Origin of the sequence: Pseudomonas sp. KCJK8993, from assembly GCF_046230915.1 — a bacterium.
Taxonomy (GTDB): domain Bacteria; phylum Pseudomonadota; class Gammaproteobacteria; order Pseudomonadales; family Pseudomonadaceae; genus Aquipseudomonas; species Aquipseudomonas piscis.
The window spans coordinates 1-24,953 of the sequence record NZ_JBJJLO010000004.1 but is presented as its reverse complement, the minus strand read 5'-3'; the positions used below and the strand labels follow the sequence as shown (position 1 = coordinate 24,953).

24 protein-coding genes are annotated in these 24,953 nt (G+C 64.1%); 13 read left to right on the top strand and 11 right to left on the bottom strand.

Going from position 1 to position 24,953, the window contains the following annotated elements:
- Positions 1–173 precede the first annotated feature (173 nt).
- A complete protein-coding gene (locus ACK6AU_RS02495) occupies positions 174–1,058 on the top strand; it encodes an NAD synthetase (protein WP_221775132.1) in 885 nt (294 codons plus the stop codon).
- Positions 1,055–1,516 (top strand): hypothetical protein, encoded by a 462-nt coding sequence (locus ACK6AU_RS02490; RefSeq protein WP_409297574.1) that lies wholly within the window; start codon positions 1,055–1,057, stop codon positions 1,514–1,516. Before ACK6AU_RS02495 ends, ACK6AU_RS02490 begins: the two co-directional genes overlap by 4 nt.
- Before the next feature lie 33 nt (positions 1,517–1,549).
- Here ACK6AU_RS02490 and ACK6AU_RS02485 read toward each other — a convergent pair whose 3' ends face one another.
- A complete protein-coding gene (locus tag ACK6AU_RS02485; RefSeq protein WP_185697522.1) occupies positions 1,550–2,137 on the bottom strand; it encodes a TIGR00730 family Rossman fold protein in 588 nt (195 codons plus the stop codon).
- 350 nt (positions 2,138–2,487) lie between these two features.
- On the opposite strand from ACK6AU_RS02485, the gene azu reads away from it, so the two are divergent.
- Positions 2,488–2,934 (top strand): azurin, encoded by a 447-nt coding sequence (azu, locus tag ACK6AU_RS02480; protein ID WP_185697523.1) that lies wholly within the window; start codon positions 2,488–2,490, stop codon positions 2,932–2,934.
- A 56-nt stretch (positions 2,935–2,990) separates the two neighbouring features.
- Here azu and nadE read toward each other — a convergent pair whose 3' ends face one another.
- The 3 genes from nadE to ACK6AU_RS02465 form a co-directional block, all read right to left on the bottom strand.
- On the bottom strand, positions 2,991–3,818 hold the full coding sequence (gene nadE / locus ACK6AU_RS02475; protein WP_185697524.1) for an ammonia-dependent NAD(+) synthetase: 828 nt from the start codon (positions 3,816–3,818) through the stop codon (positions 2,991–2,993).
- A gap of 3 nt (positions 3,819–3,821) precedes the next feature.
- Positions 3,822–5,036 (bottom strand): nicotinate phosphoribosyltransferase, encoded by a 1,215-nt coding sequence (gene pncB / locus ACK6AU_RS02470; protein WP_185697525.1) that lies wholly within the window; start codon positions 5,034–5,036, stop codon positions 3,822–3,824.
- Between the two features lie 127 nt (positions 5,037–5,163).
- Positions 5,164–6,057, bottom strand: a complete 894-nt coding sequence (locus ACK6AU_RS02465) for a LysR family transcriptional regulator (RefSeq protein ID WP_185697526.1) — start codon at positions 6,055–6,057, stop codon at positions 5,164–5,166.
- A 170-nt stretch (positions 6,058–6,227) separates the two neighbouring features.
- Here ACK6AU_RS02465 and ACK6AU_RS02460 point away from each other — a divergent pair, with 170 nt between their 5' ends.
- From ACK6AU_RS02460 to ACK6AU_RS02420, 9 genes are all read left to right on the top strand, one after another.
- Entirely contained in the window at positions 6,228–7,718 is a 1,491-nt protein-coding gene (locus ACK6AU_RS02460) for an aldehyde dehydrogenase family protein (RefSeq protein ID WP_409297570.1), read from the top strand.
- A gap of 74 nt (positions 7,719–7,792) precedes the next feature.
- Positions 7,793–9,076, top strand: a complete 1,284-nt coding sequence (locus ACK6AU_RS02455; RefSeq protein WP_409297568.1) for an NAD(P)/FAD-dependent oxidoreductase — start codon at positions 7,793–7,795, stop codon at positions 9,074–9,076.
- 361 nt (positions 9,077–9,437) lie between these two features.
- Entirely contained in the window at positions 9,438–10,574 is a 1,137-nt protein-coding gene (locus ACK6AU_RS02450) for a branched-chain amino acid ABC transporter substrate-binding protein (protein WP_185697529.1), read from the top strand.
- Positions 10,575–10,735: 161 nt separating this feature from the next.
- Complete coding sequence (locus tag ACK6AU_RS02445; RefSeq protein ID WP_022641909.1) at positions 10,736–11,650, top strand: ABC transporter permease subunit; 915 nt, start codon at positions 10,736–10,738, stop codon at positions 11,648–11,650.
- Between the two features lie 2 nt (positions 11,651–11,652).
- Positions 11,653–12,948 carry a high-affinity branched-chain amino acid ABC transporter permease LivM gene (gene livM, locus ACK6AU_RS02440; protein WP_409297565.1) on the top strand — a complete coding sequence of 432 codons (1,296 nt, stop codon included), beginning with the start codon at positions 11,653–11,655 and terminating at the stop codon, positions 12,946–12,948.
- Complete coding sequence (locus ACK6AU_RS02435) at positions 12,945–13,817, top strand: ATP-binding cassette domain-containing protein (protein ID WP_185697531.1); 873 nt, start codon at positions 12,945–12,947, stop codon at positions 13,815–13,817. Before livM ends, ACK6AU_RS02435 begins: the two co-directional genes overlap by 4 nt.
- Entirely contained in the window at positions 13,814–14,530 is a 717-nt protein-coding gene (locus ACK6AU_RS02430; protein ID WP_103325705.1) for an ABC transporter ATP-binding protein, read from the top strand. The genes ACK6AU_RS02435 and ACK6AU_RS02430 overlap by 4 nt, the downstream gene beginning before the upstream one ends.
- Positions 14,531–15,355: 825 nt before the next feature.
- Positions 15,356–16,123 (top strand): SDR family oxidoreductase, encoded by a 768-nt coding sequence (locus tag ACK6AU_RS02425; protein WP_409297562.1) that lies wholly within the window; start codon positions 15,356–15,358, stop codon positions 16,121–16,123.
- 278 nt (positions 16,124–16,401) lie between these two features.
- Entirely contained in the window at positions 16,402–17,307 is a 906-nt protein-coding gene (locus ACK6AU_RS02420) for a cation diffusion facilitator family transporter (RefSeq protein ID WP_185697532.1), read from the top strand.
- Between the two features lie 25 nt (positions 17,308–17,332).
- Here the strand turns inward: ACK6AU_RS02420 and ACK6AU_RS02415 are convergent, their stop codons facing one another.
- The 7 genes from ACK6AU_RS02415 to ACK6AU_RS02385 all read right to left on the bottom strand — a co-directional run bounded on the left by ACK6AU_RS02415 (position 17,333) and on the right by ACK6AU_RS02385 (position 22,526).
- On the bottom strand, positions 17,333–18,472 hold the full coding sequence (locus ACK6AU_RS02415; protein ID WP_185697533.1) for an AGE family epimerase/isomerase: 1,140 nt from the start codon (positions 18,470–18,472) through the stop codon (positions 17,333–17,335).
- 108 nt (positions 18,473–18,580) lie between these two features.
- Positions 18,581–19,153, bottom strand: a complete 573-nt coding sequence (locus ACK6AU_RS02410; RefSeq protein ID WP_185697534.1) for a HupE/UreJ family protein — start codon at positions 19,151–19,153, stop codon at positions 18,581–18,583.
- A 34-nt stretch (positions 19,154–19,187) separates the two neighbouring features.
- A complete protein-coding gene (ureG, locus tag ACK6AU_RS02405) occupies positions 19,188–19,802 on the bottom strand; it encodes an urease accessory protein UreG (RefSeq protein WP_185697535.1) in 615 nt (204 codons plus the stop codon).
- Positions 19,803–19,825: 23 nt separating this feature from the next.
- Entirely contained in the window at positions 19,826–20,500 is a 675-nt protein-coding gene (locus ACK6AU_RS02400; RefSeq protein WP_409297559.1) for an urease accessory protein UreF, read from the bottom strand.
- Positions 20,497–20,997, bottom strand: coding sequence for an urease accessory protein UreE (ureE, locus tag ACK6AU_RS02395; RefSeq protein ID WP_185697537.1), 501 nt, complete (start codon positions 20,995–20,997; stop codon positions 20,497–20,499). The genes ACK6AU_RS02400 and ureE overlap by 4 nt, the downstream gene beginning before the upstream one ends.
- Positions 20,998–21,263: 266 nt before the next feature.
- Positions 21,264–21,896 (bottom strand): TetR family transcriptional regulator, encoded by a 633-nt coding sequence (locus tag ACK6AU_RS02390; protein WP_185697538.1) that lies wholly within the window; start codon positions 21,894–21,896, stop codon positions 21,264–21,266.
- 162 nt (positions 21,897–22,058) lie between these two features.
- Positions 22,059–22,526, bottom strand: a complete 468-nt coding sequence (locus tag ACK6AU_RS02385) for a hypothetical protein (RefSeq protein ID WP_409297556.1) — start codon at positions 22,524–22,526, stop codon at positions 22,059–22,061.
- Between the two features lie 386 nt (positions 22,527–22,912).
- Here ACK6AU_RS02385 and ACK6AU_RS02380 point away from each other — a divergent pair.
- Positions 22,913–24,953 (top strand): AsmA family protein (locus ACK6AU_RS02380; RefSeq protein ID WP_409297554.1); only part of this gene is annotated, 2,041 nt, incomplete at its 3' end.

Sequence of the window (24,953 nt, the reverse complement as noted above, 5' to 3'; positions counted from 1 at the left end):
TTTTAACGGGCACAGGGCAACAAGAGCCCGGCGCTTTGTTAAGGTTGGCGACCTTCATTCAGTGCATGCCGAGGTGGCCTCAAGCCATCAGGCAACCCTCCACCGCCAGACCAAGGACGAATCACGTGGCCAGCGCTATAGACGGAGTCACCAGGGACCTCAACATCACCCAGATGCTCGCCCGCCAGCGGATCGCAAGCCAACTCAACCTGCCACGGCTGTTCGCCGCCATCGATAGCGATTCATCGATCGTCGGGGCGGGGGTGGTGTACATCGATGCCGACTTCAATGTGATCACCCTGCGTGAGTTCAGGCCGATTTGCAGCATCACCCCCAAGCGTGTGGTCCTGCGGGAAGCGAAGAGGTATATCGCGCCCCAGCAGTTCGTCGACCAGGTGAAGAACAACCCCCGCGAGTCGCGCCTGGCCACCGAATCCTTCAACACCTCGTTGTCCTGTGCCGCCGCGGTGATCGGCTGGCTGGTGGTGTTCAGCGGCAGCGTCGCCGTGCCGTTCACCGCCGGCGCCAGTGCCTGGATGGTGGCGCTTGGGGTGTCGGCGGCGGTGGCCGGGACCGCCCAGTGCGTGATCGGTGGGGCGCGGGTGATCAACGAGATCCAGGATCCGGCGGCCAACGACCGGATGGACGACGCCGAGTGGTACGCCATTGTTTCGCCGATCCTGGATGGCATTTCCCTGGTGGGTGTCGGGGGCTCCGCGCTGACCACGGTCAAGCTGCTCAAGGCCAGCAAGGCGGCCAACACCGGCAAGAGCTGGACCCAGCTGCTCAAGGGGCTCAACCGCCAGGAGCGAGCCAGGCTGACCAAGGAACTGTTGAGCCTGCGCGACCCGAGCCTGACTCCCAAGTTGATGAAGTTGCAGCAGCGGGCCGGCGGATTGCCCAAGCGCTATTCGACGACGCAGATCCGGCACGCGACCCTGACACAGATGCAAGATGCCCTGGGCGCGGTCCTGAGCACGACCGGCAGCATCCGCTCCGGTAACCTGGGCACGGCGAAGACCCTGGCCGTGGGGCTCTACGAGGAGTTCGACGAATGATCGGCGGGGGCAACATGCGCGAGTTCCTGGCGCGCTATTTCCCGACCTTCATGCTCACGGTGCTGCTGGGCTGCTTCAGTGCATCGCTGTTGTTGTCGCTGGCGCAAGTCACCTACTGGCGCGGCATCGCGCCGGAGCAGAGCAACGACTACATGGGCCTGGGCCTGCTGGTGCTGATCCTGCTGCTGGTGGTGGGTAACCTGCTGGTGGTGCGCGGCATTGCCTGGGGGGTGTGGCTGGTGGCCGGTTACTTCGCCCTGTGCCTGGTCCTGGTGGCGCCGATGTTCCAATACCATCCGCACCAGGGCATCTACCTGGTGGGGCTGTTGCTGCCCTTGCTGGGATTGCTGTTGCTCAACAGCCGGCGTCACCGGCAAATGCGTGGAAAGCTGCTGGAGATTCGCCATCAGCGCCAGTTGCTCAAGGTGTCGTTGAAGCCGCAGCGCAAGCGCCCCTGATACCGCTTGGGACGCTTGTCGGGGGCTTCGGCTTCAGCTCGGCTTTGAGTCGACCCACTTGGCCGAGACCGAAGGTTGCCAGGTGCTCAGGGCATCCAGCAGGCCGGCAGGCGACTGGTTGATCTGCAGCATCTGGCGGTGCGCAGTACTGACGAAACCCTCGCCGACGATATGGTCGAGGAAACCTCCGAGTTTTTCGTAGAAGCCATTCACTTCCAGCAGCCCCAGGGGTTTGCGGTGGTAGCCCAGCTGGCCCCAGGTCCAGACTTCGAACAGTTCTTCCAGGGTACCCAGGCCGCCGGGCAGGGCGATGAAGGCATCGCTGAGTTCGGCCATGCGTGCCTTGCGCGCATGCATGCCATCCACCACCTCCAGGCGGGTCAGGCCGTTGTGGCCGATCTCGATGTCTTTCAGGCTTTGCGGAATGATGCCCACGACTTCCCCGCCAGCGGCCATGGCCGCATCGGCGACGATGCCCATCAGGCCCACCGCGCCACCGCCGTAGACCAGGGTGAGGTTGCGTTCGGCGATGGCCCGGCCCATGGCCTGGGCGGCTTCACGGTAGGCAGGATTGGCGCCGGCGCTGGCGCCACAAAATACACAGACAGAAGTTAACGACATGTCTTGCTCCCAGCTCAAAGATCGCCTCAGGGTAAAGGCTCGATGAGCTGCGTCCAAGCATTAAGCGTCGCCTCGTGGCATCTCGTGGGTGCCACTGGCACCACAGGCGTAGGCGGCGAACAAGCTGCGAAACAGGCTGTTGAGCGACATGATCCAGGCTCCGATGGGGTGATGTCGGCGATTCTAGGGACAGTCCCGGGGACTGGCTGCTTGATTGTTTCGATCGGCCTGATAGCAGAGAGTTGTATACAGTTTCTTGATGCAAATCATAGGCAATAGCGAGAAATTCAGGCAGTCTTGCCCCCCATGGATTCAGATGGATTTTGTTAACCCTGCCTTGGAGATTCACCATGTTTGCCAAACTCGTCGCGGTATCCCTGTTGACACTGGCCAGCAGCCAACTGATGGCCGCCGAATGCAAGGTCGACGTCGACTCTACCGACCAGATGTCCTTCAGCACCAAGGAAATCACCATCGACAAGAGCTGCAAGACCTTCACCGTGAACCTGGCTCACTCCGGCAGCCTGCCGAAGAACGTCATGGGCCATAACTGGGTACTGAGCAAGACCGCAGACATGGCGGGCATCGCTGCCGACGGCATGGCCGCAGGCATCGACAAGAACTACCTGAAGGAAGGCGACACCCGCGTCATCGCCCACACCAAGATCATCGGTGCCGGTGAAAAGGATTCGGTGACCTTCGACGTGTCCAAGCTGACCGCTGGCGAGAGCTACCAGTTCTTCTGCTCGTTCCCAGGCCACAACTCGATGATGAAAGGCGCCGTGATCCTGAAGTAATCAGGCCCGGCTGCAACGAAAAAGCGCCCCTCGGGGCGCTTTTTTGTGCCTGGCGCTCAGGGCGCGAAGGGCATGACCCGCTTGTGCTGGGTCTTGCGGTAGGTGTCGCAGATGGTCTTGAAGGCTTCCTCGCGCACCGGCTGGCCGTGCAGGAAGGCATCGATCTCGGCATAGGTGACGCCATGGGAGGCTTCGTCCGGCTTGCCCGGCGACAGGTCCTCGAGATCGGCGGTGGGGATCTTCTCCACCAGCGACTCGGGGGCCCCGAAATACCGGGCAATGGCGCGCACCTGGTTTTTCACCAGGCCGCTCAGGGGCGCCAGGTCGCAGGCGCCGTCGCCGAACTTGGTGAAGAAGCCCATCACGGCCTCGGCGGCATGATCGGTACCGATCACCAGGCCCTGGGTGGCGCCGGCGATGGTGTACTGGGCGACCATGCGCATCCGCGCCTTGGTGTTGCCCAGTACGAAGTCCCGGGATACCGCGTGCTGGCCTTCGAAGGCCGCCACTTCATTGGCCAGGGCCTTGACCGCCGGGCCGATGTTCACCGTGTGGCGCTCGTCGGGGTTGATGAAGTCCACCGCGGCCTGGGCGTCATGTTCGTCGAACTGGGTCTCGTAGGGCAGGCGCACGGCGATGAAGCGGTAGCGCTGGTCGCCGCTGCTGGCACGTAGCTCGACCATGGCCCGCTGGGCCAGCAGGCCGGCGGTCAGTGAGTCGACCCCGCCGCTGATGCCCAATACCAGGGTCTTGAGGCCGGAATTGACCAGGCAGTCCTGGATGAACCGCACGCGCCGGGCGATTTCCGCTTCCAGGGCGGTGTGGTCGGGAAAAGGTGCTTGGACCTTGAGCTGCTGCGCAATCTCACGCTGTACGGCTTGCATGATTCACTCCTTGCCAGGTTGGGCTGGTACTTGGAAAACGTGGCGCAAATAGGCGACGAAGTTCGGATCCTTGCAATGGGTCTTGCCCGCTTCGTCGGAGATCTTGGCGACGGGCTGGCCATTGCAGGCGGCCATTTTAAGCACGATGCTCATCGGCTCGACACCGGGAATGTCACAGGTCAGGTTGGTGCCGATGCCGAAGCTGACGTTGATCCGCCCGCGCAGCGCCCGGAAGATTTCCAGGGAGCGCGGCAGGGTCAGGCTGTCGGAGAACACCAGGGTCTTGCTCATCGGGTCGATGCCCAGCTTGTGATAGTGGGCGATGGCCTTTTCCGCCCAGAGGATCGGGTCCCCCGAGTCATGGCGCAGGCCGTCGAACAGCTTGGCGAAGAACAGGTCGAAATCGCCCAGGAAAGCATCGGTGGTGATGCAGTCGGTCAAGGCGATGCCCAACAGTCCCCGGTACTCGCGGACCCAGCAATCGAGGGCGGCGATCTGGCTGTCGATCAACCGTGGTCCCAGTTGCTGGTGGGCCATGATCCATTCATGGGCCATGGTGCCGAGGGGCTTCATGCCCAGCTCGCGGGACAGGTGCACGTTGCTGGTGCCGACGAAACGCCCGGGGAAATCGTGCTTGAGCACATTCACCACTTCTTCCTGGACTCGGTAGGAGAAGCGCCGGCGAGTACCGAAATCCGCCACTTGCAGCTCGGACAATTCCTCGCTGCTGGCGTTGGCAGTCAGCCAGTCGAACTTGCGGTACAGCTGCTCGCGGGCCTGCACCAGTTGGACTTCCCGGTAGCGGTAGCGATTGCGCACCTCGCTGATGATGGCCAGCATCGGCACTTCGAACAGGATCACATGCAACCATGGGCCACGCAGGCGGATGAACAGCTCGCCGTTCTCGATGCCGGTGTGCACGTAGCGCAGGTTGAAGCGGAACAGCCCGAGAAAGCGCAGGAAATCCGGCTTGAGGAAACTGATGCGTTCGAGAAAGCCCAACTGGTCAGGACTCAGGCTCAGCTCCGCCAGGTGCTCGAACTGATAGCGGATCTCCGCCAGGTAGGGCTGCAGATCCTCGCTGTTACGGCAGCGAAACTCCCATTCCACCTCGGCGTTGGGGTAGTTGTGCAGCACCGCCTGCATCATGGTCAGTTTGTAGAAGTCGGTGTCGAGCAGGTTCTGCACGATGCGATCGGCAAATACACTCTCGCTCATAACGGGAATCTCCATGCTGGCCGCGACTGATGGGTGCGGCGCTCAGCTCTTTCAGTGAAGGCGCTAGTGGCGCATAGACGTCCTGGGCTTTGCCAGTGTTTTTTCGGTCCGGGGCTGAAGTCGGGGGCTACGGATCGATCCGCTCCAGCATCCAGCGCACGAAATCGCGAACCTTGGGCACTTCCGCCGCATGCTCGGGGTAGGCCAGGTAGTAGGCATCCTGGCTGGGCATGGCGTATTTCCAGGCGATCACCAGCTTGCCCTCGGCCAGTTCTTCTTCCACCAGAAAGCGTGGCAGCAGGGCCACGCCGCAGCCGACCTGGGCGGCGCGGATGCACATGTAGAAGGTCTCGAAGCGCGGGCCATGGTAGCTGTGCTCGGTCTGGTAGCCCTGCTGCTCGAACCACTCGTGCCAACCCTGGGGCCGCGAGGCGTTCTGCAGCAGCACCAGGTCGGCCAGTTGCCGGGGATCGGTCAGCGGTGCGGCCGGCAGGCTGTCGGGAGCGCATACCGCTACCAGTTCCTCGCTGAACAGCTTCAGGCTCTCGGTGCCGGGGCGCGCGCCCTGGCCGAAGTAGAACGCCAGGTCGCTATGGCCCTGGAGCAGTTCGTCGGGTTCCTGTTCGTTGCACAGGTCCAGGTGAATATGCGGGTGGCGCAGGCGCCAGCCCTTGAGCCGGGGTACCAGCCAGCGCGCGCCGAAGGTATAGGGCGTGGAGACCCGCAGCACTTCGGTCTCGCCGCCGTAGGAGCGCAGGTAGTGGGTAGACATCTCCACCTGGGTGAGGATCTTGCGCACCTCCACCAGGTACAGGTCGCCGGCCGGGGTCAGCTGCAGGCGTCGGCGCACGCGGCGGAACAACAAGTGCTGGAGCAGTTCCTCCAACTGCGCCACCTGCTTGCTCACCGCGCTCTGGGTCAGGTTCAGTTCCTCGGCCGCGCGGGTGAAGCTCAGGTGCCGGGTCACGGCCTCGAAGCATTGCAGGGCCGTGATCGACGGCAGGTAGCGTTTGTTCAGCATGGCTTGTCCTTGTTCTTATCGGTGCCGGGTAGCGCTCCAGCATGAATAAACGGAATGATATCTCGCTTAAAGGTCGTTTGTTGGCAAGTCTGCGGCCAGCTACAACTACAGGTCTCGACGACCGCCACGGCGGTCCTGGTCTTTCGCTTGCCACTTGTAAGGAGTCACCCATGGTTACCGCATTGCTTGATCGTCTGGGCGTGAACCCGGCCCTCTACCAGTCGGGCGCGCACCCTGTGCATTCGCCCATCGACGGCAGCCGGATCGCCGCGGTGAACTGGCAAGGGGCCGCCGAAGTGGAGCAGCAGGTCAGTCGCGCCGAGCATGCATTCGCCCTCTGGCGCAACGTCCCGGCCCCTCGCCGTGGCGAGCTGGTACGGCAATTCGGCGAGGTGCTGCGCGAGCACAAGGCCGACCTCGGCGAGCTGGTGTCCTGGGAGGCCGGCAAGATCACCCAGGAAGGCCTGGGGGAAGTGCAGGAGATGATCGACATCTGCGACTTCGCCGTCGGCCTGTCGCGCCAGCTCTATGGCCTGACCATCGCCTCCGAGCGCCCCGGCCACCATATGCGCGAGACCTGGCATCCGCTGGGAGTGGTGGGGGTGATCAGCGCCTTCAACTTCCCGGTGGCGGTCTGGTCCTGGAACACCGCCCTGGCCCTGGTCTGCGGTAACCCGGTGATCTGGAAGCCCTCGGAGAAGACTCCGCTGACCGCCCTGGCTTGCCATGCCTTGCTGGAGCGGGTGCTGAAGAACTTCCATGACGCCCCCGAATACCTGAGCCAGGTGATCATCGGCGGGCGCGATGCCGGCGCGGCGCTGGTGGACGATCCCCGCGTGGCCCTGGTCAGCGCCACCGGCAGCACCCGCATGGGCCGTGAAGTGGCGCCCAAGGTCGCCGCGCGCTTCGCCCGCAGCATTCTCGAACTGGGCGGCAACAACGCCATGATCCTCGGGCCCAGCGCCGACCTGGACATGGCCGTGCGCGCGATCCTGTTCAGCGCCGTCGGCACCGCCGGCCAGCGTTGCACCACCCTGCGCCGCCTGATTGCCCATGAGTCGGTGAAGGAAGAGATCGTCGCTCGCCTCAAGACCGCCTATGCCAAGGTACGCATCGGCCATCCGCTGCAAGGCAACCTGGTCGGCCCGCTGATCGACAAGCACAGCTTCGAGGCCATGCAGGACGCCCTGGAGCAGGCCCTGAGCGAGGGCGGGCGGGTGTTCGGTGGCCAGCGCCAGTTGCAGGACCAGTACCCCAACGCCTACTACGTGTCGCCGGCGATCGTGGAAATGCCCGAGCAGAGCGACGTGGTGTGCAGCGAGACCTTCGCCCCGATCCTCTACGTGATCGGCTACCAGGACTTCGACGAGGCCTTGCGCCTGAACAACGCCGTGCCCCAGGGCCTGTCTTCGTGCATCTTCACCACCGATGTGCGTGAGGCCGAGCGCTTCATGTCGGCGGTGGGCAGCGACTGTGGCATCGCCAACGTCAACATCGGCCCCAGCGGTGCGGAAATCGGTGGCGCCTTCGGTGGCGAGAAGGAAACCGGTGGCGGGCGCGAGTCCGGCTCCGACGCCTGGCGTGGCTACATGCGTCGCCAGACCAATACCGTCAACTACTCCCGCGAGCTGCCGCTGGCCCAGGGCATTACCTTCGACTAAGCCCCGCGCGGCACGCCTGCCAGCCGGGCGTGCCAGGGGCGGTTGGTCCATGTGGGTTGATTTCGGAGTTGGCGATGGCACTACAAGAACAATGTCTATGGGAACGATTGACTCCGCACCGGCCTGACCACGCGCCACTGCGGGGCGAGCAGACGGCGGATGTCTGCATCATCGGTGCCGGCTTCACCGGTTTGTCGGCGGCGGTGCATCTGCTGGAACAGGGCAAGCGGGTCTGCGTGGTGGAGGCCCAGCGTGCCGGGCAGGGGGGCTCGGGGCGTAACGTCGGCCTGGTGAATGCCGGCATGTGGATTCCACCGGACGAGATCGAGGCCGGTTTCGGCGAGCAGATCGGCAGCCGGCTCAATCGCATGCTCGGTGCGGCGCCGTCGCTGGTGTTCAGCCTGGTGGACAAGTACCGCATCGATTGCCAGTTGCGCCGCGAAGGCACCTTGCACATGGCCCACAACGCCCGGGGCGAGGCCGACCTGCGCAGCCGCGAGCAGCAATGGAAGCGCCGTGGCGCGCCGGTGGAATTGCTCACCGGCGCGGCCTGCGAAACCGCCACCGGCACCCGGAAGATCTCCGCGGCCTTGCTCGATCGCCGGGCCGGGACCCTCAACCCCATGGCCTATGTCAGCGGCCTGGCCAAGGCGGCGGCCGACCTGGGCGGCCGGCTGTTCGATCATTCGCCGGTGACCCGCCTGGAGCGCCAGGGCCAGCGCTGGTCGGTGCAGACCGGCCAGGGCTCGGTGCTGGCCGAGCAGGTGGTGATCGCCTCCAACGCCTACACCGAGGGCGACTGGACCGAACTGCGGCGCAATTTCTTCCCGGGTTACTACTACCAGGTGGCCTCGGTGCCGCTGACCGAAGAGGCTGCCCAGCAGATCCTGCCCGGTGGCCAGGGTTCCTGGGATACCCGCCAGGTGCTGAGCAGCATCCGCCGGGATGCCGAGGGCCGCTTGCTGCTGGGCAGCCTGGGCAATGGCGACCAGAAGCCCCTGTGGTTCCTCAAGGCTTGGGCCGACCGGGTGCAGCAGCATTATTTCCCCTACCTCAAGCCCGTGGAGTGGGAATGCACCTGGACCGGCTGCATCGCCTTCACCCCCGACCACCTGATGCGCCTGTTCGAGCCGGCCCCGGGGCTGGTGGCCGTCACCGGTTACAACGGCCGCGGGGTGACCACCGGCACCGTGGTCGGCAAGGCTTTCGCCGACTACCTGTGCAATGGCGACCCGCAGGCCTTGCCGATCCCCTTTGCGCCCATGCAGCCGTTGCCTGGCGCGGCCCTGCGCAGTTGCCTGTATGAGGCCGGGTTCTCTCTCTACCACGCCGGCCAATGCCTGCGAATCGTTATCTGAATGAGGAAATGCGCAGCCATTGACGACGCTTTTCGATGCAGCGACTAGCCTGTAGTGGTGCGGCTCGTAGCAGTTGCGCACCACTGGTGTGCAGTTCGGTGACGCAGGCTGTTACAAGAGGGTTGCACGTTGAATTGTGTCGCGGTTGCAATGATGGCACGAGTGGGTTGCGCCCACTGGAAGACAGGGTTTTACCTTCCGCGGTTTAGACGGTTGCACGCCCAATGAAAATGGGCTCGAAACAGTCGAAATAACAATAAGACAGCGACTTTTCTAAGAATAAAAAACCACTGGCACGGCGCTTGCTCTGAGCATTGATGTAAGTCGCAGTGCCAACTAAAAAACCTTGGAGCATCACCTCATGTCCCAGACGTTTTACAAGAAAGGCTTCCTGGCCCTCGCAGTGGCAGCTGCGCTGGGTGTTTCTGCGTTTGCTCAAGCCGACCTGAAGATCGGCGTAGCGGGTCCCATGACAGGCGCCAACGCGGCATTTGGCGAGCAGTACATGAAGGGTGCACAGGCAGCGGCTGACGAAATCAACGCCAAGGGCGGGGTCAACGGCGAGAAGATCGTGCTGGTCAAGGGCGACGACGCTTGCGAGCCCAAGCAGGCGGTCGCGGTGGCCAACCGCCTGGTGGACCAGGACAAGGTGGCCGGGGTGGTCGGGCACTTCTGTTCCTCGTCGACCATCCCGGCTTCCGAGGTCTACAGCGACGCGGGGGTGATTGCCATCACTCCGGGCTCCACCAACCCCCAGGTCACCGAGCGCGGCCTGTCGGCGATGTTCCGCATGTGTGGGCGTGACGACCAGCAAGGCGTGGTGGCCGGCGACTACATCATCGATGTGCTCAAGGGCAAGAAGGTCGTGGTGCTGCACGACAAGGACACCTACGGCCAGGGCCTGGCCGACGCCACCAAGGCGCAGCTGACCAAGCGCGGCGTGACCCCGGTGCTGTATGAGGGCCTGACCCGGGGCGAGAAGGACTTCAGTGCCGTGGTCACCAAGATCCGCGCCGCCGGTGCCGACGTGGTGTACTTCGGCGGCCTGCATCCCGAGGCCGGCCCGCTGGTGCGCCAACTGCGCGAGCAGGGCCTGAAGGACGTCAAGTTCATGTCCGACGACGGTATCGTCACCGACGAACTGGTGACCACCGCCGGTGGCCCGCAGTACGTCGATGGCGTGTACATGACCTTCGGCGCCGACCCACGCCTGCTGCCGGACAGCAAGGCCGTGGTGGACGCCTTCCGCAAGGCCGGCACCGAGCCCGAGGGCTACACCCTGTACGCCTACGCCTCGATCCAGGCCCTGGCCGCCGGCTTCAATGGCGCCAAGTCGAACAAGGGCGAGGACGCCGCCAAGTGGCTCAAGGCCAATCCGGTGAAGACCGTGATGGGCGAGAAGGCCTGGGATGCCAAGGGCGACCTCAAGGTCTCCGACTACGTGGTCTACCAGTGGGACAAGGACGGCAAATACCACCAGCTGGAAAAACAGAAGTGACATGAGTCCGCACGGACCGATACCGGCCCCCGGTATCGGCCCGTACTCGTGCAGTACTTGCCTTTTCTCGTAGAGCTGCACAACGGACGTGTTGCGCGGATGGGTGATCCCTGTCCGGCGTCGACGCCCTGTGCCGTCTCTCAAGTCCGTGAGATTGCGTTATGGATGGTATTTTCCTGCAGCAACTGATCAACGGACTGACCCTCGGGTCCGTCTACGGTCTGATCGCCATCGGCTACACAATGGTCTATGGCATCATCGGCATGATCAACTTCGCCCACGGCGAGGTGTACATGATTTCCGCCTACCTCGCGGCAATCAGCCTGGCCTTGCTGGCCTACTTCGGCATCGAATCCTTCCCGCTACTCATCCTCGGCACCCTGATCTTCACCATCGTGGTCACCGGGATCTACGGCTGGGTCATCGAGCGCGTCGCCTACAAGCCCCTGCGCAACTCCACCCGCCTGGCGCCGCTGATCAGCGCCATCGGCATCTCGCTGATCCTGCAGAACTACGCGCAGATCAGCCAGGGCGCCAAGCAGCAGGGCGTGCCCACCCTGCTGGCCGGGGCCTGGAAGGTGGATATCGGCAGTGGTTTCGTGCAACTGACCTACACCAAGATCTTCATCCTGGTGGCGGCCTTCGCCGGCATGGCGCTGCTGACCTACATCATCAAGTACACCAAGCTCGGGCGCATGTGCCGGGCCACCCAGCAAGATCGCAAGATGGCCTCGATCCTGGGGATCAACACCGACCGGGTGATCTCCTACGTGTTCATCATCGGCGCGGCCATGGCCGCCCTGGCCGGGGTGCTGATCACCATGAACTACGGCACCTTCGACTTCTACGCCGGCTTCGTCATCGGCATCAAGGCCTTCACCGCCGCGGTGCTCGGTGGCATTGGCTCGCTGCCCGGCGCCATGCTCGGCGGGATCATCCTCGGTATCTCCGAGTCGTTGTTCTCCGGCTTGATCAACTCCGACTACAAAGACGTGTTCAGCTTCTCGCTGCTGGTGCTGATCCTGATCTTCCGTCCCCAAGGCCTGCTGGGTCGCCCACTCGTGGCGAAGGTGTAAGTATGTCTGCTGCCAATAAACCGATCGATATCAAGAAGAGCGTCGTCGACGCCGTGCTCGCCGGGCTGATCTCGCTGATCGTGTTCGGCCCCATCGTGGGCGTGGTCCTGGACGGCTACAGTTTCAACCTGGAACCGACCCGGGTCGCCTGGCTGGTGGCCATCGTCATGGCCGGGCGCCTGGCCCTGAGCCTGTTCCTGCAGACCCCGCGCGGGCTGAAGATCCTCCAGGGCTTCGAAGGCAGCGGCTCGGGCGTGCATGTGCTGGCGCCGGACTACAAGTCGCGGCTGCGCTGGATCATCCCGGCGCTGATCGTGATCGCCATCGTCTTTCCGTTCTTCGCCAACAAGTACCTGTTGACCGTGGTGGTCCTCGGCCTGATCTACGTGCTGCTGGGCCTGGGGCTGAACATCGTGGTGGGCCTGGCCGGTCTGCTGGACCTGGGCTACGTGGCGTTCTACGCCATCGGCGCCTATGGCCTGGCCCTGGGCTACCAGTACCTGGGCCTGGGCTTCTGGACGGTGCTGCCCCTGGCGGCGATCGCCGCGGCGCTGGCGGGATGCATATTGGGCTTCCCGGTGTTGCGCATGCACGGCGACTACCTGGCCATCGTCACCCTCGGGTTCGGCGAGATCATCCGCTTGGTGCTCAACAACTGGCTGTCCTTCACCGGGGGCCCCAACGGCATGCCGGTGCCGTCGCCGACCTTCCTGGGCCTGGAGTTCGGGCGCAAGGCCAAGGACGGCGGAGTGCCGTTCCATGAGTTCTTCGGCCTGGAATACAACCCCAACCTGAAATTCCTGTTCATCTACATCGTGCTGTTCCTGGTGGTGCTGCTGGTGCTCTACATCAAGCACCGGTTGACCCGCATGCCCGTCGGCCGAGCCTGGGAAGCCTTGCGCGAGGACGAGATCGCCTGCCGTGCCATGGGGCTGAACCATGTACTGGTGAAGCTCTCGGCCTTTACCCTGGGTGCCTCCACCGCGGGCCTGGCCGGGGTGTTCTTCGCCAGCTACCAGGGCTTCGTCAACCCCTCGTCCTTCACCTTCTTCGAGTCGGCGCTGATCCTCGCCATCGTGGTGCTGGGGGGCATGGGCTCCACCGTGGGCGTGGTGATCGCCGCCTTCGTGCTCACCGTGGCGCCTGAACTGCTGCGCAGCTTCTCCGAATACCGGGTGCTGCTGTTCGGCATCCTGATGGTGTTGATGATGATCTGGCGGCCGCGCGGCCTGATCCGCATCAGCCGCACCGGGGTGACCCCGCGCAAAGGCGTTTTGAGCCCAAGGAGCGCGCCATGAGCGAATACATTCTTTCGGTCGAGAACCTGATGATGCACTTCGGCGGCATCAAGGCCCTCAGCGACGTCAGCCTCAAGGTCAAGCGCAACTCGATCTTCGCCCTGATCGGCCCCAACGGCGCCGGCAAGACCACGGTGTTCAACTGCCTCACCGGTTTCTACAAGGCGTCCGGCGGGCGCATCGAACTCAACACCCGGGGCCGGCAGACCAACGTCATCAAGCTGTTGGGCGAGCCGTTCCGGGCCAGCGACTTCGTGTCGCCGAAACACTTCTCCAGCCGCCTGTACTACAAGATGTTCGGCGGCACCCACCTGGTGAACCGGGCCGGCCTGGCGCGGACCTTCCAGAACATCCGCCTGTTCCGGGAAATGTCGGTGGTGGAGAACCTGCTGGTGGCCCAGCACATGTGGGTCAATCGCAACCTGCTGGCGGGGGTGCTCAATACCAGGGGCTATCGCAAGGCGGAAAGCGATGCCCTGGACCAGGCGTTCTACTGGCTGGAAGTGGTGGACCTGGTGGACTGCGCCAACCGCCTGGCCGGCGAGTTGTCCTACGGCCAGCAGCGGCGCCTGGAGATCGCCCGGGCCATGTGCACGCGGCCGCAGGTGATCTGCCTCGACGAACCGGCCGCGGGCCTCAACCCCCAGGAAACCGAGGCGCTGAGCGCGATGATCCGGTTGCTGCGCGACGAACATGACCTGACCGTGGTGTTGATCGAGCACGACATGGGCATGGTGATGAGCATTTCCGACCATATCGTGGTACTGGACCACGGCAACGTGATCGCCGAAGGCGGGCCGGAGGCGATCCGCAACGATCCGAAGGTGATCGCCGCCTACCTGGGTGCCGACGAAGAGGAGCTGGCATGACTCAACCTATCCTCGAACTCAAGGACCTGGACGTGTACTACGGCCCGATCCAGGCCCTGAAGAAGGTCTCGCTGCACATCGACGAAGGAGAGACCGTGAGCCTGATCGGCTCCAACGGTGCCGGCAAGTCGACCCTCTTGATGTCGATCTTCGGCCAGCCCCGGGCCGAGTCCGGGCAGATCCTCTATCGCGGTGTGGACATCACCCGCAAGTCGTCCCACTACATCGCGTCCAACGGCATCGCCCAGTCCCCGGAAGGGCGCCGGGTGTTCCCCGACATGACCGTGGAGGAAAACCTGCTGATGGGCACCATCCCCATCGGCGACCAGTACGCGAGCGAGGACATGCAGCGTATGTTCGAGCTGTTTCCCAGGCTCAAGGAGCGGCGCAACCAGCGGGCCATGACCATGTCCGGCGGTGAGCAGCAGATGCTGGCCATCGCCCGGGCCTTGATGAGCCGGCCCAAGTTGCTGCTGCTGGACGAACCGAGCCTGGGCCTGGCGCCGATCGTGGTGAAGCAGATTTTCGCCACCCTGCGGGAGCTGGCGGCCAGCGGCATGACCATCTTCCTGGTGGAGCAGAACGCCAACCATGCGCTCAAGCTGTCCGACCGCGCCTATGTGATGGTCAACGGCGAGATCCGCCTCAGCGGCAGCGGCAAGGAACTGCTGGTCAACGAGGAGGTGCGCAACGCCTACCTGGGCGGCCACTGACCGGCTGTGGATGAAAAGGCCCCGCCGGTTCGTGCCGGCGGGGCCTTTTTTATCCACACCCGCAGATTCAGGCTCATTGGCGGGCCTGGATTTACGGAGAATGCTGATCTGCGTCCGACAATTGTGGAAAACCTCTTGGGCAAGTTGCCAAAACGCCGCATGAAGATGCCGCAAACGGTTGTTTTTCCACCGTTTTGAGTTGTCCCCGTTTGTTGTGGAGCGGGCTGTGGGTAACGTGGGAGTAGCTGGCTGAAAGCCTTGCAGGACGTGGCTTGCAAGCAATCGTTGGTTTTTTGATCAGCGGTTTTTGGTGGTCTTGAGGACGGCGTTGTCAACCTTTTTATTGTCGCGGCAGGCAGTGGGCGAAGGTCTGTATAAGTCTGTGGATAAGTCTGTGGTTAAACTCTGGAAAGAACTCCCGGGGCGGCGTGGTTACTGGTCTCTGGCCTTCTATTGCTTGACCGTCCGGTCATTTTTTCAGGCTGCGGCGGCACGGACGGTCGGCCCAGGTCAAGGGAAAAACTTTGCCTGTGCCCATGCAGGTCTCGTGGAGCGTGGCCTGGAGTATTTGCCAGTTGCCCCCAAAGTCTGTGGACCGGCCTGTGGATAAGGTGCGCGCACCTGGCTACAGGCCCCGTAGGGCGTGGCCTTGCGCCAGGTGGTCGTTTTTTGTCCAGCCTCCTGGAGATATCCACAGCGATGGCGGGCGCTGTGGCCATGAAGCTTCCTGGGCACCGGGCCGGTTGCCGCCCGAGGCCGGGCCGGGCATGCTGCGAAACGTTTTTTTATTGAAATGGCGGCCCGCCCCCCAGCAAGGAGAACACCATGACTTCCACTCTGTTCATCACCGGCGCGACTTCCGGTTTCGGCGAAGCCTGTGCCCGGCGCTTTGCCGAGGCCGGCTGGTCGCTGGTTCTGACCGGTCGCCGCCAGGAGCGCCTCGATGCCTTGTGCGCGGAGCTCTCCAAGCAGACCGAGGTCCATGGCCTGGTGCTGGACGTGCGGGACCGCAAGGCCATGGAACAGGCCATCGACAACCTGCCGCCGACATTCGCCAAGCTGCGCGGCCTGATCAACAACGCCGGATTGGCCCTGGGCACGGATCCGGCGCCCAAGTGCGACCTGGACGATTGGGACACCATGGTCGACACCAACATCAAGGGGCTGATGTACAGCACCCGCCTGCTGCTGCCACGGCTGATCGCCCATGGCCGTGGTGCCGGGATCGTCAACCTGGGCTCCGTCGCCGGCAACTACCCCTATCCCGGCAGCCATGTGTATGGCGGCACCAAGGCCTTCGTCAAACAGTTCTCCCTGAACCTGCGCTGCGACCTGCAGGGCACCGGGGTACGGGTGACCAACATCGAGCCGGGCCTGTGCGAAAGCGAGTTCTCGCTGGTGCGCTTCGCCGGCGACCAGTCCCGTTATGACGCCACCTACGCCGGTGCCGAGCCGATACAGCCCGAGGACATCGCCGAGACCATCTTCTGGGTCATGAACACCCCGGCCCACGTCAACATCAACAGCCTGGAACTGATGCCGGTGAGCCAGTCCTGGGCCGGTTTCGCCATCGATCGCAACGCCAAGGCCTGACCTGCCAGGGTGCAGCTTCGCAGGCAGTGCGCGGTACTCTTGTAGCCGCTGCTGAGCTGGCGAAGCTGCGCCAAGGCCCGCAGACCTTTCATGACGCTCATGATCATGCCCCAGCGACAGCCGTTATCCACCGCCTCGCAGTGAGGACGGTCGCATGCGGAAATATATAAGCTGATTCGTTTCAGCTGGCCGAAGCCGAAGCACGCTAGAATTCCTCCCCTGAATGTGTACTGCCGCTGTCATTGAGGCGGTGTTTTCCAAGTTCCGTGGGAGGAATCGTGAGTAACCGAGGTGAGCAGGCTCTGCTCAAGCAATCGACCGTACTGATGTTCGCCGTGGCGATCGCCGGTATCGTCACGGGTTTTGTTTCTGGCGCCCAATCCATCCTGTTCGATGGTTTCTTTTCCTTGGTCGCCACCTTCATCAAGGTGCTGATGCTGATCACCGCCAGGCTGATCACCAAGCCGGGTAACCAACGCTTCCAGTTCGGTTTCTGGCACCTGGAGCCCATGGTGCTGTTGATCGAGGGCAGCTTCCTGCTGCTGATCGCCATCTACGCCTTTCTCAACGGCGTGTTCGGCATCATCAACGGCGGTCGTGAGATCGAGCTGGGCCTGGTGATCGTCTATGCCGCCGTGTTCAGCGTGGTGGAGTTCGCCTACTTCTTGTTCGTGCGCCATCGCAACCGCAAGCTCAAGTCATCGCTGATCCAGTTCGACAACATCAGCTGGCTGGTGGACGCCATGCTCTCGGTGGGGCTGCTGGTGAGCTTCGTCAGCGCCTTGTTGCTCAAGCACTACGGCCATGACCGGTGGGCGATGTATGTCGATCCGCTGATCCTGATCGTGCTGGCCCTGAGCATGCTGGCGCCAGCCCTGAAGATCCTGCGCCCGGCCCTGCGCGAGGTGCTGGGTATCGCCCCCGACCAACTGGACGAGACCGTGCGCACGGTGATGGAACAGGCCAAGGCCACCCATGGTTTCGAGGACTATGTCAGCTATGTGCAAAAGCACGGCCGGGCGCGTTTCATCGAGATCCACGTGGTGCTGCCGGCCGACTATCCGCTACAGGATGTCGCGACCCTGGACCGTTTGCGCGAGGACATCTCCAGCCAACTGGGAGGGGCCGATACCGCGCGCTGGCTGACCATCAGCTTCACCGGGGATCGCAAGTGGATCGCCTGACCGGCCTGTGGGCCGGCCAGGCGCTTCAGCCGAAGTAGCCAGCCAGGGCCTGGTAACAGGTGGCCAGGTGATAAGGCGTGGTCGAAGGCATGTCCTGGCGGCTGACCGCACCATTGGCGTCCAGGCATTCGTACCAGCCGCCGGCATGCAGGAAGTTGCCTTGCAGCGCCTGTAGCTGGCGCTCCAGGAAGACCTGGCCATCGGTGCGCAAGGTCAGTGCGCGCAGGTATTCGGCCTGGGCCCAGATACGCTGGGTGGCATCCCTGGGGCTGGCCCGGGGTGGCAGTTCGAGCATCGCGCATACCGCGCCGCTCTGGGGATCGACCCCCTGCCGTTCGCTGAAGGAGAAAGCCCGTTCCAGGCAGGCGTGCAGCGGACCCTGGCGCAGCAGGGGCGAGGAGGCGAGGAGGAAATACCACTCGAACTGGTGCCCTGGCTCGAACCAGTTATCCACGGCCCCCAGGGGTTTCTCCATCATCACGCCCTGCTGTGGCTCGATGAAGTGCTGCTGCATGGCCTGGCACAACTCGAGCAAGGCCGCCTCCACCGAGGCATCGTCACGGGCCGCGAGGGTAGCGAGGAAAGCCTCGGCCAGGTGCATCGAGGGGTTCTGCAACGGACCGCTGCCCAGCAGGGACCAATCCTCGTCCAGGCTGGCTTCGTAGAGTCCCTCGCCCTGGGCGAAACGCTGGGCCACCACTTCCAGGGCGGCATTGAGCGTCGACTCCACCAGCGGTTCGCGGACCTTGGCCCAGTAGTGGGCGCAGGCGAAGACGATGAACGCGTGGGTGTAGAGGTCCTTGCGCCGGTCCAGCGGCGCGCCCTCGGGGTCGATGCTGTAGAACCAGCCGCCGTGCTCGGCATCGTGGAAATGCCGTTGCAGCGAGCGGAACAGCGCGGCGGCGCGCTCCGCGGCGAAGGGCGCGCTGGCCTCGCCGATCAGTTGGGAAAACACGTACAGCTGCCGGGCACAGGCCATGGCCCGGTAGCGCTGCGGCGGCAGGGGCCGGTGCTCGGTGTCCAGCGCCTCGTAGGGCAGCGCCAGTTGCCGGTTCCAGCCCGGCCCTTGCCACAGGGGCACGATCACCTCGTGGAAATGCTGCTGCACGGCCTGGAACACAGCATTGGCGACTGGCGAGGGAGTAGGGCGGGATACATCGAGCATTGGCTGGCGTCTTCTAACGGCAGGTTTGAATGCGCGACATGGTAGCAGAGAAGGCCGTGCCGATTGGCCCTGCGTCGCAGCCACCGTGGCGGCCGCGACCTAAGGGCTTCAACCGGCGAGCAGCCACACGCCGGCGGCGGCAGAGGCCGCGCCGGCCATGCGCACCAGGGGCGCGGCGGTCCGCGGTAGCGCTCGCACCAGGGCATAGCCTGCGGCATGCAGGGCGGCGGTGGCGGCCACGAAGCCTGCGGCATAGGCCCAGGGGCTGGACATGTCCGGCAGCTCCAGGCCATGGGCCACGCCGTGGAACAGGGCGAACAAGGCCGTGGCCGCCATGGCCAGGGCCAGCGGCGGGCGTACTGCCAGCGCGACCGCCAGGCCCAGGGCCAGGACCGAGGCGGCGATGCCGCTTTCCAGGGCCGGCAGTTGCAGGCCGGCGAAACCCAGCAGCCCGCCCAGCAACATGGTGCTGACGAAGGTGCAGGGCAGCGCCCAGCGCGCCACGCCTTGTTGCTGGGCGGCCCACAGGCCTACCGCGACCATCGCCAGCAGATGATCGAGGCCGCCGAGCGGATGGCCGATGCCGGCCATCAGGCCGTTGTCGCCATGGCCGGGGTGGGCCAGGGCCAGGGTGGGAACCAGCAGCAGGGCCAGGGCCCCGAGGATGCGTTGGAAGGTCATGGATCGCTGTCCTTGTCGAGGGTCGAGGTTGGGTTCAGGCTGCGCTCAGCAGGCCCTGGCGTTCGATGAAGGCGATGATCTCCGCCAGGCCCTGGCCGGTCTTCTGGTTGCTGAAGACGAACGGCTTGCCGCCACGCATGCGTTGGGTGTCGCTGTTCATCAGGTCCAGGGAGGCGCCGACCAGCGGCGCCAGGTCGATCTTGTTGATCACCAGCAGGTCGGATTTGCAGATGCCCGGGCCACCCTTGCGTGGCAGCTTGTCGCCGGCCGAGACATCGATGACGTAGAGGGTCAGGTCCGAGAGTTCCGGGCTGAAGGTGGCCGACAGGTTGTCGCCGCCGGACTCCACCAGGATCAGGTCCAGCCCCGGGAAGCGCCGGTTCAGCTGATCCACGGCCTCCAGGTTGATCGAGGCGTCTTCGCGAATGGCGGTATGCGGACAGCCGCCGGTCTCCACGCCGATGATCCGTTCCGGGGCCAAGGCCTGGTTGCGCACCAGGAAATCGGCGTCTTCGCGGGTATAGATATCGTTAGTCACCACCGCCAGGTTGTAGCGCTCGCGCAGGGCCAGGCACAGGGCCAGGGTCAAGGCGGTCTTGCCGGAGCCCACCGGGCCGCCGATACCGACGCGCAAGGGTTGTGTATTCATGTGCTTCTCCAAAATGACGGCCCTCAGGAACGAAACAGGCGGCTGTACTGGCGCTCATGGGCCATGCTCGCCAGGGACAGGCCGAAGGCGGCGCTGCCGTAGTGTTGGGAATCAAGGGTAGTGGCCTGCTGCTGGGCCTGTTGCAGCAGCGGCAGCAGGTCGCTGGTCAGGCGCTGGGCGGCCTGCTGACCCAGGGGCAGGGTCTTCATCAGCACCGCCAGTTGGTTCTCCAGCCAGCTCCAGAGCCAGGCGGCCAGGGCATCGCGCGGGGCGATTTGCCAGGCACGGGCGGCCAGGGCCCAGCCCAGGGCCAGGTGCGGTTCGTCCTGCCGCGCCAGCATTTGCCGGGCGCCGGCGTCCAGTTCCGGCAGGCCTTCGAGCAGCTGCTTGAGGGAGTAGCCCATTTGCCGGCTCTCCAGGTACAGCTCGCGGGTTTCACGGCTGGCCCGATGCTCTTCGCCGAGCTGGTGCAGGCGTTCCCAATCCTGCTCCGCTGCGGCCTGGCAATGGGCCCAAAGCAGCGGGGCCTCGAAGCGCGCCAGGTTGAGCAACAGCTGGTCGCCGATCCAGCGCCGGGCGCTGTCCGGGTCATGCACCCGCTGCTGGTCCACCGCCGTCTCCAGGCCCTGGGAATAGCTGTAGCCACCGATGGGCAGTTGCGGGCTGGCCAGGCGCAACAGGGCCCAGGCCGGGTTCACGGGCGAGCGCCGAACTGGTGCAGGCGTGGCGGGTAGTTGAAGTCCGCATCGCCGTGATGGGAATGATGGTGCCCGCCACCATAGGCGCCATGCTCGGGTTGGAACGGCGCCTCGATGACGCTGGCACTGGCTCCCAGTTGTTCGAGCATGGCCTTGAGTACGTAGTCATCCAGCAGGCGCAGCCAGCCATCCCCCACTTGCAAGGCCACATGGCGGTTGCCCAGGTGATAGGCCGCGCGGGTCAGTTCCAGGGCATTGCCACAAGTGACATGCAGCAGGGTCTCGGCGCGGGCGCGGACCTTGACGATACGCCCGTCCTCGGCGACCAGGCATTCGCCATCGTGTAGCGGTGGCTGGCCACGCTCCAGGAACAGGCCGACGTCCTCGCCCTCGGCACTGAAGCAGCGCAGGCGGCTCTTGCTGCGTGCTTCATAGGTCAGGTGCAGTTCAGCGGACCAGGTGGCCTGGGGGGCGGTTCGGCGATGGATCACCAGCATCGGAAAGCTTCCAGCTATGAACGATGCACAAGCCAGAGCAAGGGCCTTGCCAATCGCTCGAAGGAAAGGAAAACCCCTGGTACTGCGCCTGGAAAAGGGGCAAAACCTTGTTTTATCTTGTTACAAATTGCTGCGCCGAGCTGATTTATAGCACTGGCTTGGTGCGCTGCAAATGTTTTTGCCGCAATTGGGTGCCTGTTTGCCGGGCAGGCGCAAAGGCCTGCTCCAGAGCAGGGCGAGGGAGATCTGGCGCAGTGGTGGGGGAATTACTCGGTACTGCCCAAGCCGTTCCAGTGCTTGAGCCCGATGAAGATGAAGCGCAGTTGCTGGGTCATCTTCGCCTGGGGCGTGAGGTGTTCGGGCAAGGCCTGGATTGGCGGATCGATGATGTCCGGCAGGGTGGCGAATACGCTCTTGACCACCAGGTCGGCCATGACGCTGAGGTCGGCGGCATCGAGATGCTGCAGCTTGGGCATCAGCGCCAGGTCGGCGGCCAGGTCCGAACTGATGTTTTCCCGCAGGCTGGCGATGGCTTGGCGTACCGGCAGCGAGCCACCGTATTGCTCGCGGGCGAGAAACAGGAACTGCACGCGTTTGGCTTCCACCACATCGAGGAAGATGCGCACCGAGGCGTCGATGATGCCGCCCATGACGAATTCGTTATGGCGGACCAGGCGGATGGTTTCGCGAAAGGTCTGGCCCACTTCGCTGACCAGTTCCAGGCCAAGCTGGTCCATGTCGCTGAAGTGCCGGTAGAAACCGGTGGGGACGATGCCAGCGGCCTTGGCCACCTCCCGCAGGCTCAGGCTGCCAAAACCACGACCACCCTCCATCAAGTGCCGGGCGGCATCCATCAGGGCGTTGCGGGTCTGTTGCTTCTGTTCGGCGCGGGGCAGCATCTGGAAGGGAATTCTTCGCTTGGGAGAGCGGGGCACTCTAGCAAATCAACTTTGCCCGAGTCGAACTGGCGTCAGGCCTGGGCAGGCAGGGGGTGGGACGGGTACGCTGAAAAGTCAAAAGCCCGGTCCAGGGACCGGGCTTTTTTCTGGGCCAACATGGCCTCAGCTCGCAGCTTGATGACGTTCGGCCAGGCGATCGGCACCGCCTTCGGCAACGGTCTGGCCTTGTGGGGTACGGCTGTAGCCATCTTCGACCAGGCCTTTTTCTTCCAGGCGATCGCGACCGCCTTCGGCAACGGTCTGGCCTTGTGGGGTACGGTCGTAGCCATCTTCGACCAGGCCTTTCTCTTCCAGGCGATCACGGCCACCTTCGGCAACGGTCTGGCCTTGTGGAGTACGGTCGTAGCCATCTTCGGCAACGCTCTGGCCTTGTGGGGTGCGATCATAGCCATCGGCGGCGACCTTGTTGCGTTCGATCAGGCGATCCGAACCACCTTCGGCCAGCGTCTGGGTGAACGCGCTGCCATGGCTGGCCTGGACCTGTGGAGTGGCCTGTTCGGCGGCGGGCAGGGCGAAGGCGTTGGCGGCCAGGATGGATAAGGTCAGGCTCAAGAGGATGTGGCGTTTCATGATAGGGGGTGCTCCGTGGGGGGGCGAAAAATTGGGTACGGAGCTAATGTTACCGCCACTAAATCGATATAAAAGTTCATAAACACAATGATGATAATCAACAGAATTGATTGTTTGTCGCGAGGCTCTAGTCCGGGCCTCTCAGCTTTCAGGGTCGTGCACCGGGGTGGGTAGTTTCGACTCACTCATGCTCCAGGGAGGAGCGTTGAGCGGTAACACATGGTTGTCCAAGTGGCCAGAAATGACCGGTTTTTCCCCCGGGCCGGCGTCGCCGATCAAACCTGTGGGGACTTTGTCAGTCGTAGTTCCAATGCCGGTGGTTTTGCCCCGGTTCTTCATCGATGCGTCGTGGTTCGGCGCTCAGTTGTCTCAAGGAGCCTCGTGCCATGACGCGCACTCGTAAAATCCTCGCCTGGACCTTCACCGGCCTGGTCCTGTTGCTGGCCCTACTGGTGCTGGTGGTGGTCTTTTTCGACTGGAACCGGATCAAGCCGGCCCTCAATGCCAAGGTGTCCGAGGAACTGCACCGGCCGTTCGCGATCAATGGCGACTTGTCGGTGGCCTGGCGGCGCGAGCCCGACGAGGGTGGCTGGCGGGCCTGGGTGCCTTGGCCCCATGTGGTCGCCGAGGACCTGACCCTGGGCAACCCGGACTGGTCCAAGGCACCGCGGATGGTCGGTCTCAAGCGGGTCGAACTGCGGATCTCGCCCCTGGCGCTGCTGGCGCGGCGGGTGAGCATCCCGCGCATCGACCTCACCGAACCCGAGGCCGACTTGCAGCGGCTGGCCGACGGTCGTGCCAACTGGACTTTCACCTTCGATCCCGCGGACCCCGATGCCCAGCCATCCAGCTGGACGGTGGACATCGGCGCCATCGGCTTCGACAAGGGCCACGTGACCCTGGACGACCAGAGCCTCAAGACTCGCCTGGACCTTCTGGTGGAACTGCTTGGCCAGCCGATTCCGTTCAGTGACATCGTTGGCCAGAGCGAGGCGAAGAAAGTCGTCGAGCAAGGCGCCGAACCCCAGGCCTATGCCTTCGCCCTCAAGGTCAAGGGCCAGTACCACGGGCAGAAGCTCGCCGGCACCGGCAAGATCGGCGGCCTGCTGGCCCTCAAGGACAGCAGCAAGCCGTTCCCGCTCCAGGCCCAGGCGCAGATCGGCGACTCGCGCATCGAGCTGCATGGCAGCCTCACCGATCCGCTGAACTTGGGCGCCCTGGACCTGCGCCTGAAGCTGGCGGGCACCAGCCTGGGCAACCTCTATCCATTGACCGGGGTGACCCTGCCCGATTCGCCGCCGTACTCCACCGATGGCCACCTGAGCGCCAAGCTGCACGACCCGGCCGGCGCAACGTTCAGCTACAAGGATTTCAACGGCAAGATCGGCGACAGCGACATCCATGGCAACCTGACCTACGTCGCCAGCCAACCCCGGCCCAAGCTCAGCGGGGCGCTGGTCTCCAACCTGCTCCTGTTCCGCGACCTGGGGCCGCTGATCGGCGCCGACTCCAATGCCAAGCAGAAGGCCCGGGGCGGCGAGAGCAAGCAACCGGCGGACAAGGTGCTGCCGGTGGAGGAGTTCCGCACCGAGCGCTGGCGCGACATGGATGCCGACGTCGAGTTCACCGGCAAGCGCATCGTCCACAGCGCCGACCTGCCGTTCACCGATCTCTACACCCACCTGGTGCTCAACGACGGCCAGCTCAGCCTGGAACCCCTGCGTTTCGGCGTGGCCGGCGGCAAGCTCGATGCCCTGGTGCGCCTCAATGGCCATGCCACGCCCATGGAGGGCCGGGCCCGTCTGACCGCGCGCAACTTCAAGCTCAAGCAACTGTTCCCCGCCTTCGAGCCCATGAAGACCAGCTTCGGCGAGCTCAACGGCGATGCCGATCTCTCCGGGCGCGGCAACTCGGTGGCGGCCCTGCTGGGCAGCGCCAACGGTGACTTGAAGATGCTGATCAACGATGGCGCCATCAGCCGTGGGCTGATGGAGATCGCCGGGCTCAATGTCGGCAACTATGTGGTGGGCAAGTTGTTCGGCGACAAGGATGTGAAGATCAACTGCGCCGCCGCCGACTTCGGCATCAAAACCGGCCTCGCCACTTCGCGCCTGTTCGTCTTCGATACCGAGAACGCCATCATCTACGTCGATGGCACCGCCAACATGGCCACCGAGCAGCTGGACCTGACCATCACTCCCGAGTCCAAGGGCCTGCGCCTGTTCTCCCTGCGTTCGCCCCTCTACGTGCAGGGCAAGTTCATCCAGCCCAGCGCCGGGGTCAAGGCCGTGCCGCTGGTGCTGCGTGGCGCGGGAATGGTGGCGCTGGGGGTGATCGCCGGTCCGGCGGCCGGGCTCCTGGCGCTGGTGGCGCCGAGCAACGACGAACCCAACCAGTGCGCGCCACTGTTGCAGCAGATGCGTGCGG

Bases quoted from the DNA above. Each gene is read 5' to 3' on its own strand.
- ACK6AU_RS02450 (WP_185697529.1), top strand. From the start codon at position 9,438: ATGTCCCAGACGTTTTACAAGAAAGGCTTCCTGGCCCTCGCAGTGGCA.
- ACK6AU_RS02445 (WP_022641909.1), top strand. From the start codon at position 10,736: ATGGATGGTATTTTCCTGCAGCAACTGATCAACGGACTGACCCTCGGG.
- ACK6AU_RS02385 (WP_409297556.1), bottom strand. From the start codon at position 22,526: ATGAAACGCCACATCCTCTTGAGCCTGACCTTATCCATCCTGGCCGCC.
- ACK6AU_RS02490 (WP_409297574.1), top strand. From the start codon at position 1,055: ATGATCGGCGGGGGCAACATGCGCGAGTTCCTGGCGCGCTATTTCCCG.
- ACK6AU_RS02425 (WP_409297562.1), top strand. From the start codon at position 15,356: ATGACTTCCACTCTGTTCATCACCGGCGCGACTTCCGGTTTCGGCGAA.
- nadE (WP_185697524.1), bottom strand. From the start codon at position 3,818: ATGCAAGCCGTACAGCGTGAGATTGCGCAGCAGCTCAAGGTCCAAGCA.
- ACK6AU_RS02485 (WP_185697522.1), bottom strand. From the start codon at position 2,137: ATGTCGTTAACTTCTGTCTGTGTATTTTGTGGCGCCAGCGCCGGCGCC.
- ACK6AU_RS02390 (WP_185697538.1), bottom strand. From the start codon at position 21,896: ATGCTGCCCCGCGCCGAACAGAAGCAACAGACCCGCAACGCCCTGATG.
- ACK6AU_RS02430 (WP_103325705.1), top strand. From the start codon at position 13,814: ATGACTCAACCTATCCTCGAACTCAAGGACCTGGACGTGTACTACGGC.
- azu (WP_185697523.1), top strand. From the start codon at position 2,488: ATGTTTGCCAAACTCGTCGCGGTATCCCTGTTGACACTGGCCAGCAGC.
- ACK6AU_RS02435 (WP_185697531.1), top strand. From the start codon at position 12,945: ATGAGCGAATACATTCTTTCGGTCGAGAACCTGATGATGCACTTCGGC.
- ACK6AU_RS02465 (WP_185697526.1), bottom strand. From the start codon at position 6,057: ATGCTGAACAAACGCTACCTGCCGTCGATCACGGCCCTGCAATGCTTC.
- ureG (WP_185697535.1), bottom strand. From the start codon at position 19,802: ATGAATACACAACCCTTGCGCGTCGGTATCGGCGGCCCGGTGGGCTCC.
- ACK6AU_RS02495 (WP_221775132.1), top strand. From the start codon at position 174: ATGCTCGCCCGCCAGCGGATCGCAAGCCAACTCAACCTGCCACGGCTG.
- ACK6AU_RS02410 (WP_185697534.1), bottom strand. From the start codon at position 19,153: ATGACCTTCCAACGCATCCTCGGGGCCCTGGCCCTGCTGCTGGTTCCC.
- ACK6AU_RS02460 (WP_409297570.1), top strand. From the start codon at position 6,228: ATGGTTACCGCATTGCTTGATCGTCTGGGCGTGAACCCGGCCCTCTAC.
- pncB (WP_185697525.1), bottom strand. From the start codon at position 5,036: ATGAGCGAGAGTGTATTTGCCGATCGCATCGTGCAGAACCTGCTCGAC.
- livM (WP_409297565.1), top strand. From the start codon at position 11,653: ATGTCTGCTGCCAATAAACCGATCGATATCAAGAAGAGCGTCGTCGAC.
- ureE (WP_185697537.1), bottom strand. From the start codon at position 20,997: ATGCTGGTGATCCATCGCCGAACCGCCCCCCAGGCCACCTGGTCCGCT.
- ACK6AU_RS02455 (WP_409297568.1), top strand. From the start codon at position 7,793: ATGGCACTACAAGAACAATGTCTATGGGAACGATTGACTCCGCACCGG.
- ACK6AU_RS02415 (WP_185697533.1), bottom strand. From the start codon at position 18,472: ATGCTCGATGTATCCCGCCCTACTCCCTCGCCAGTCGCCAATGCTGTG.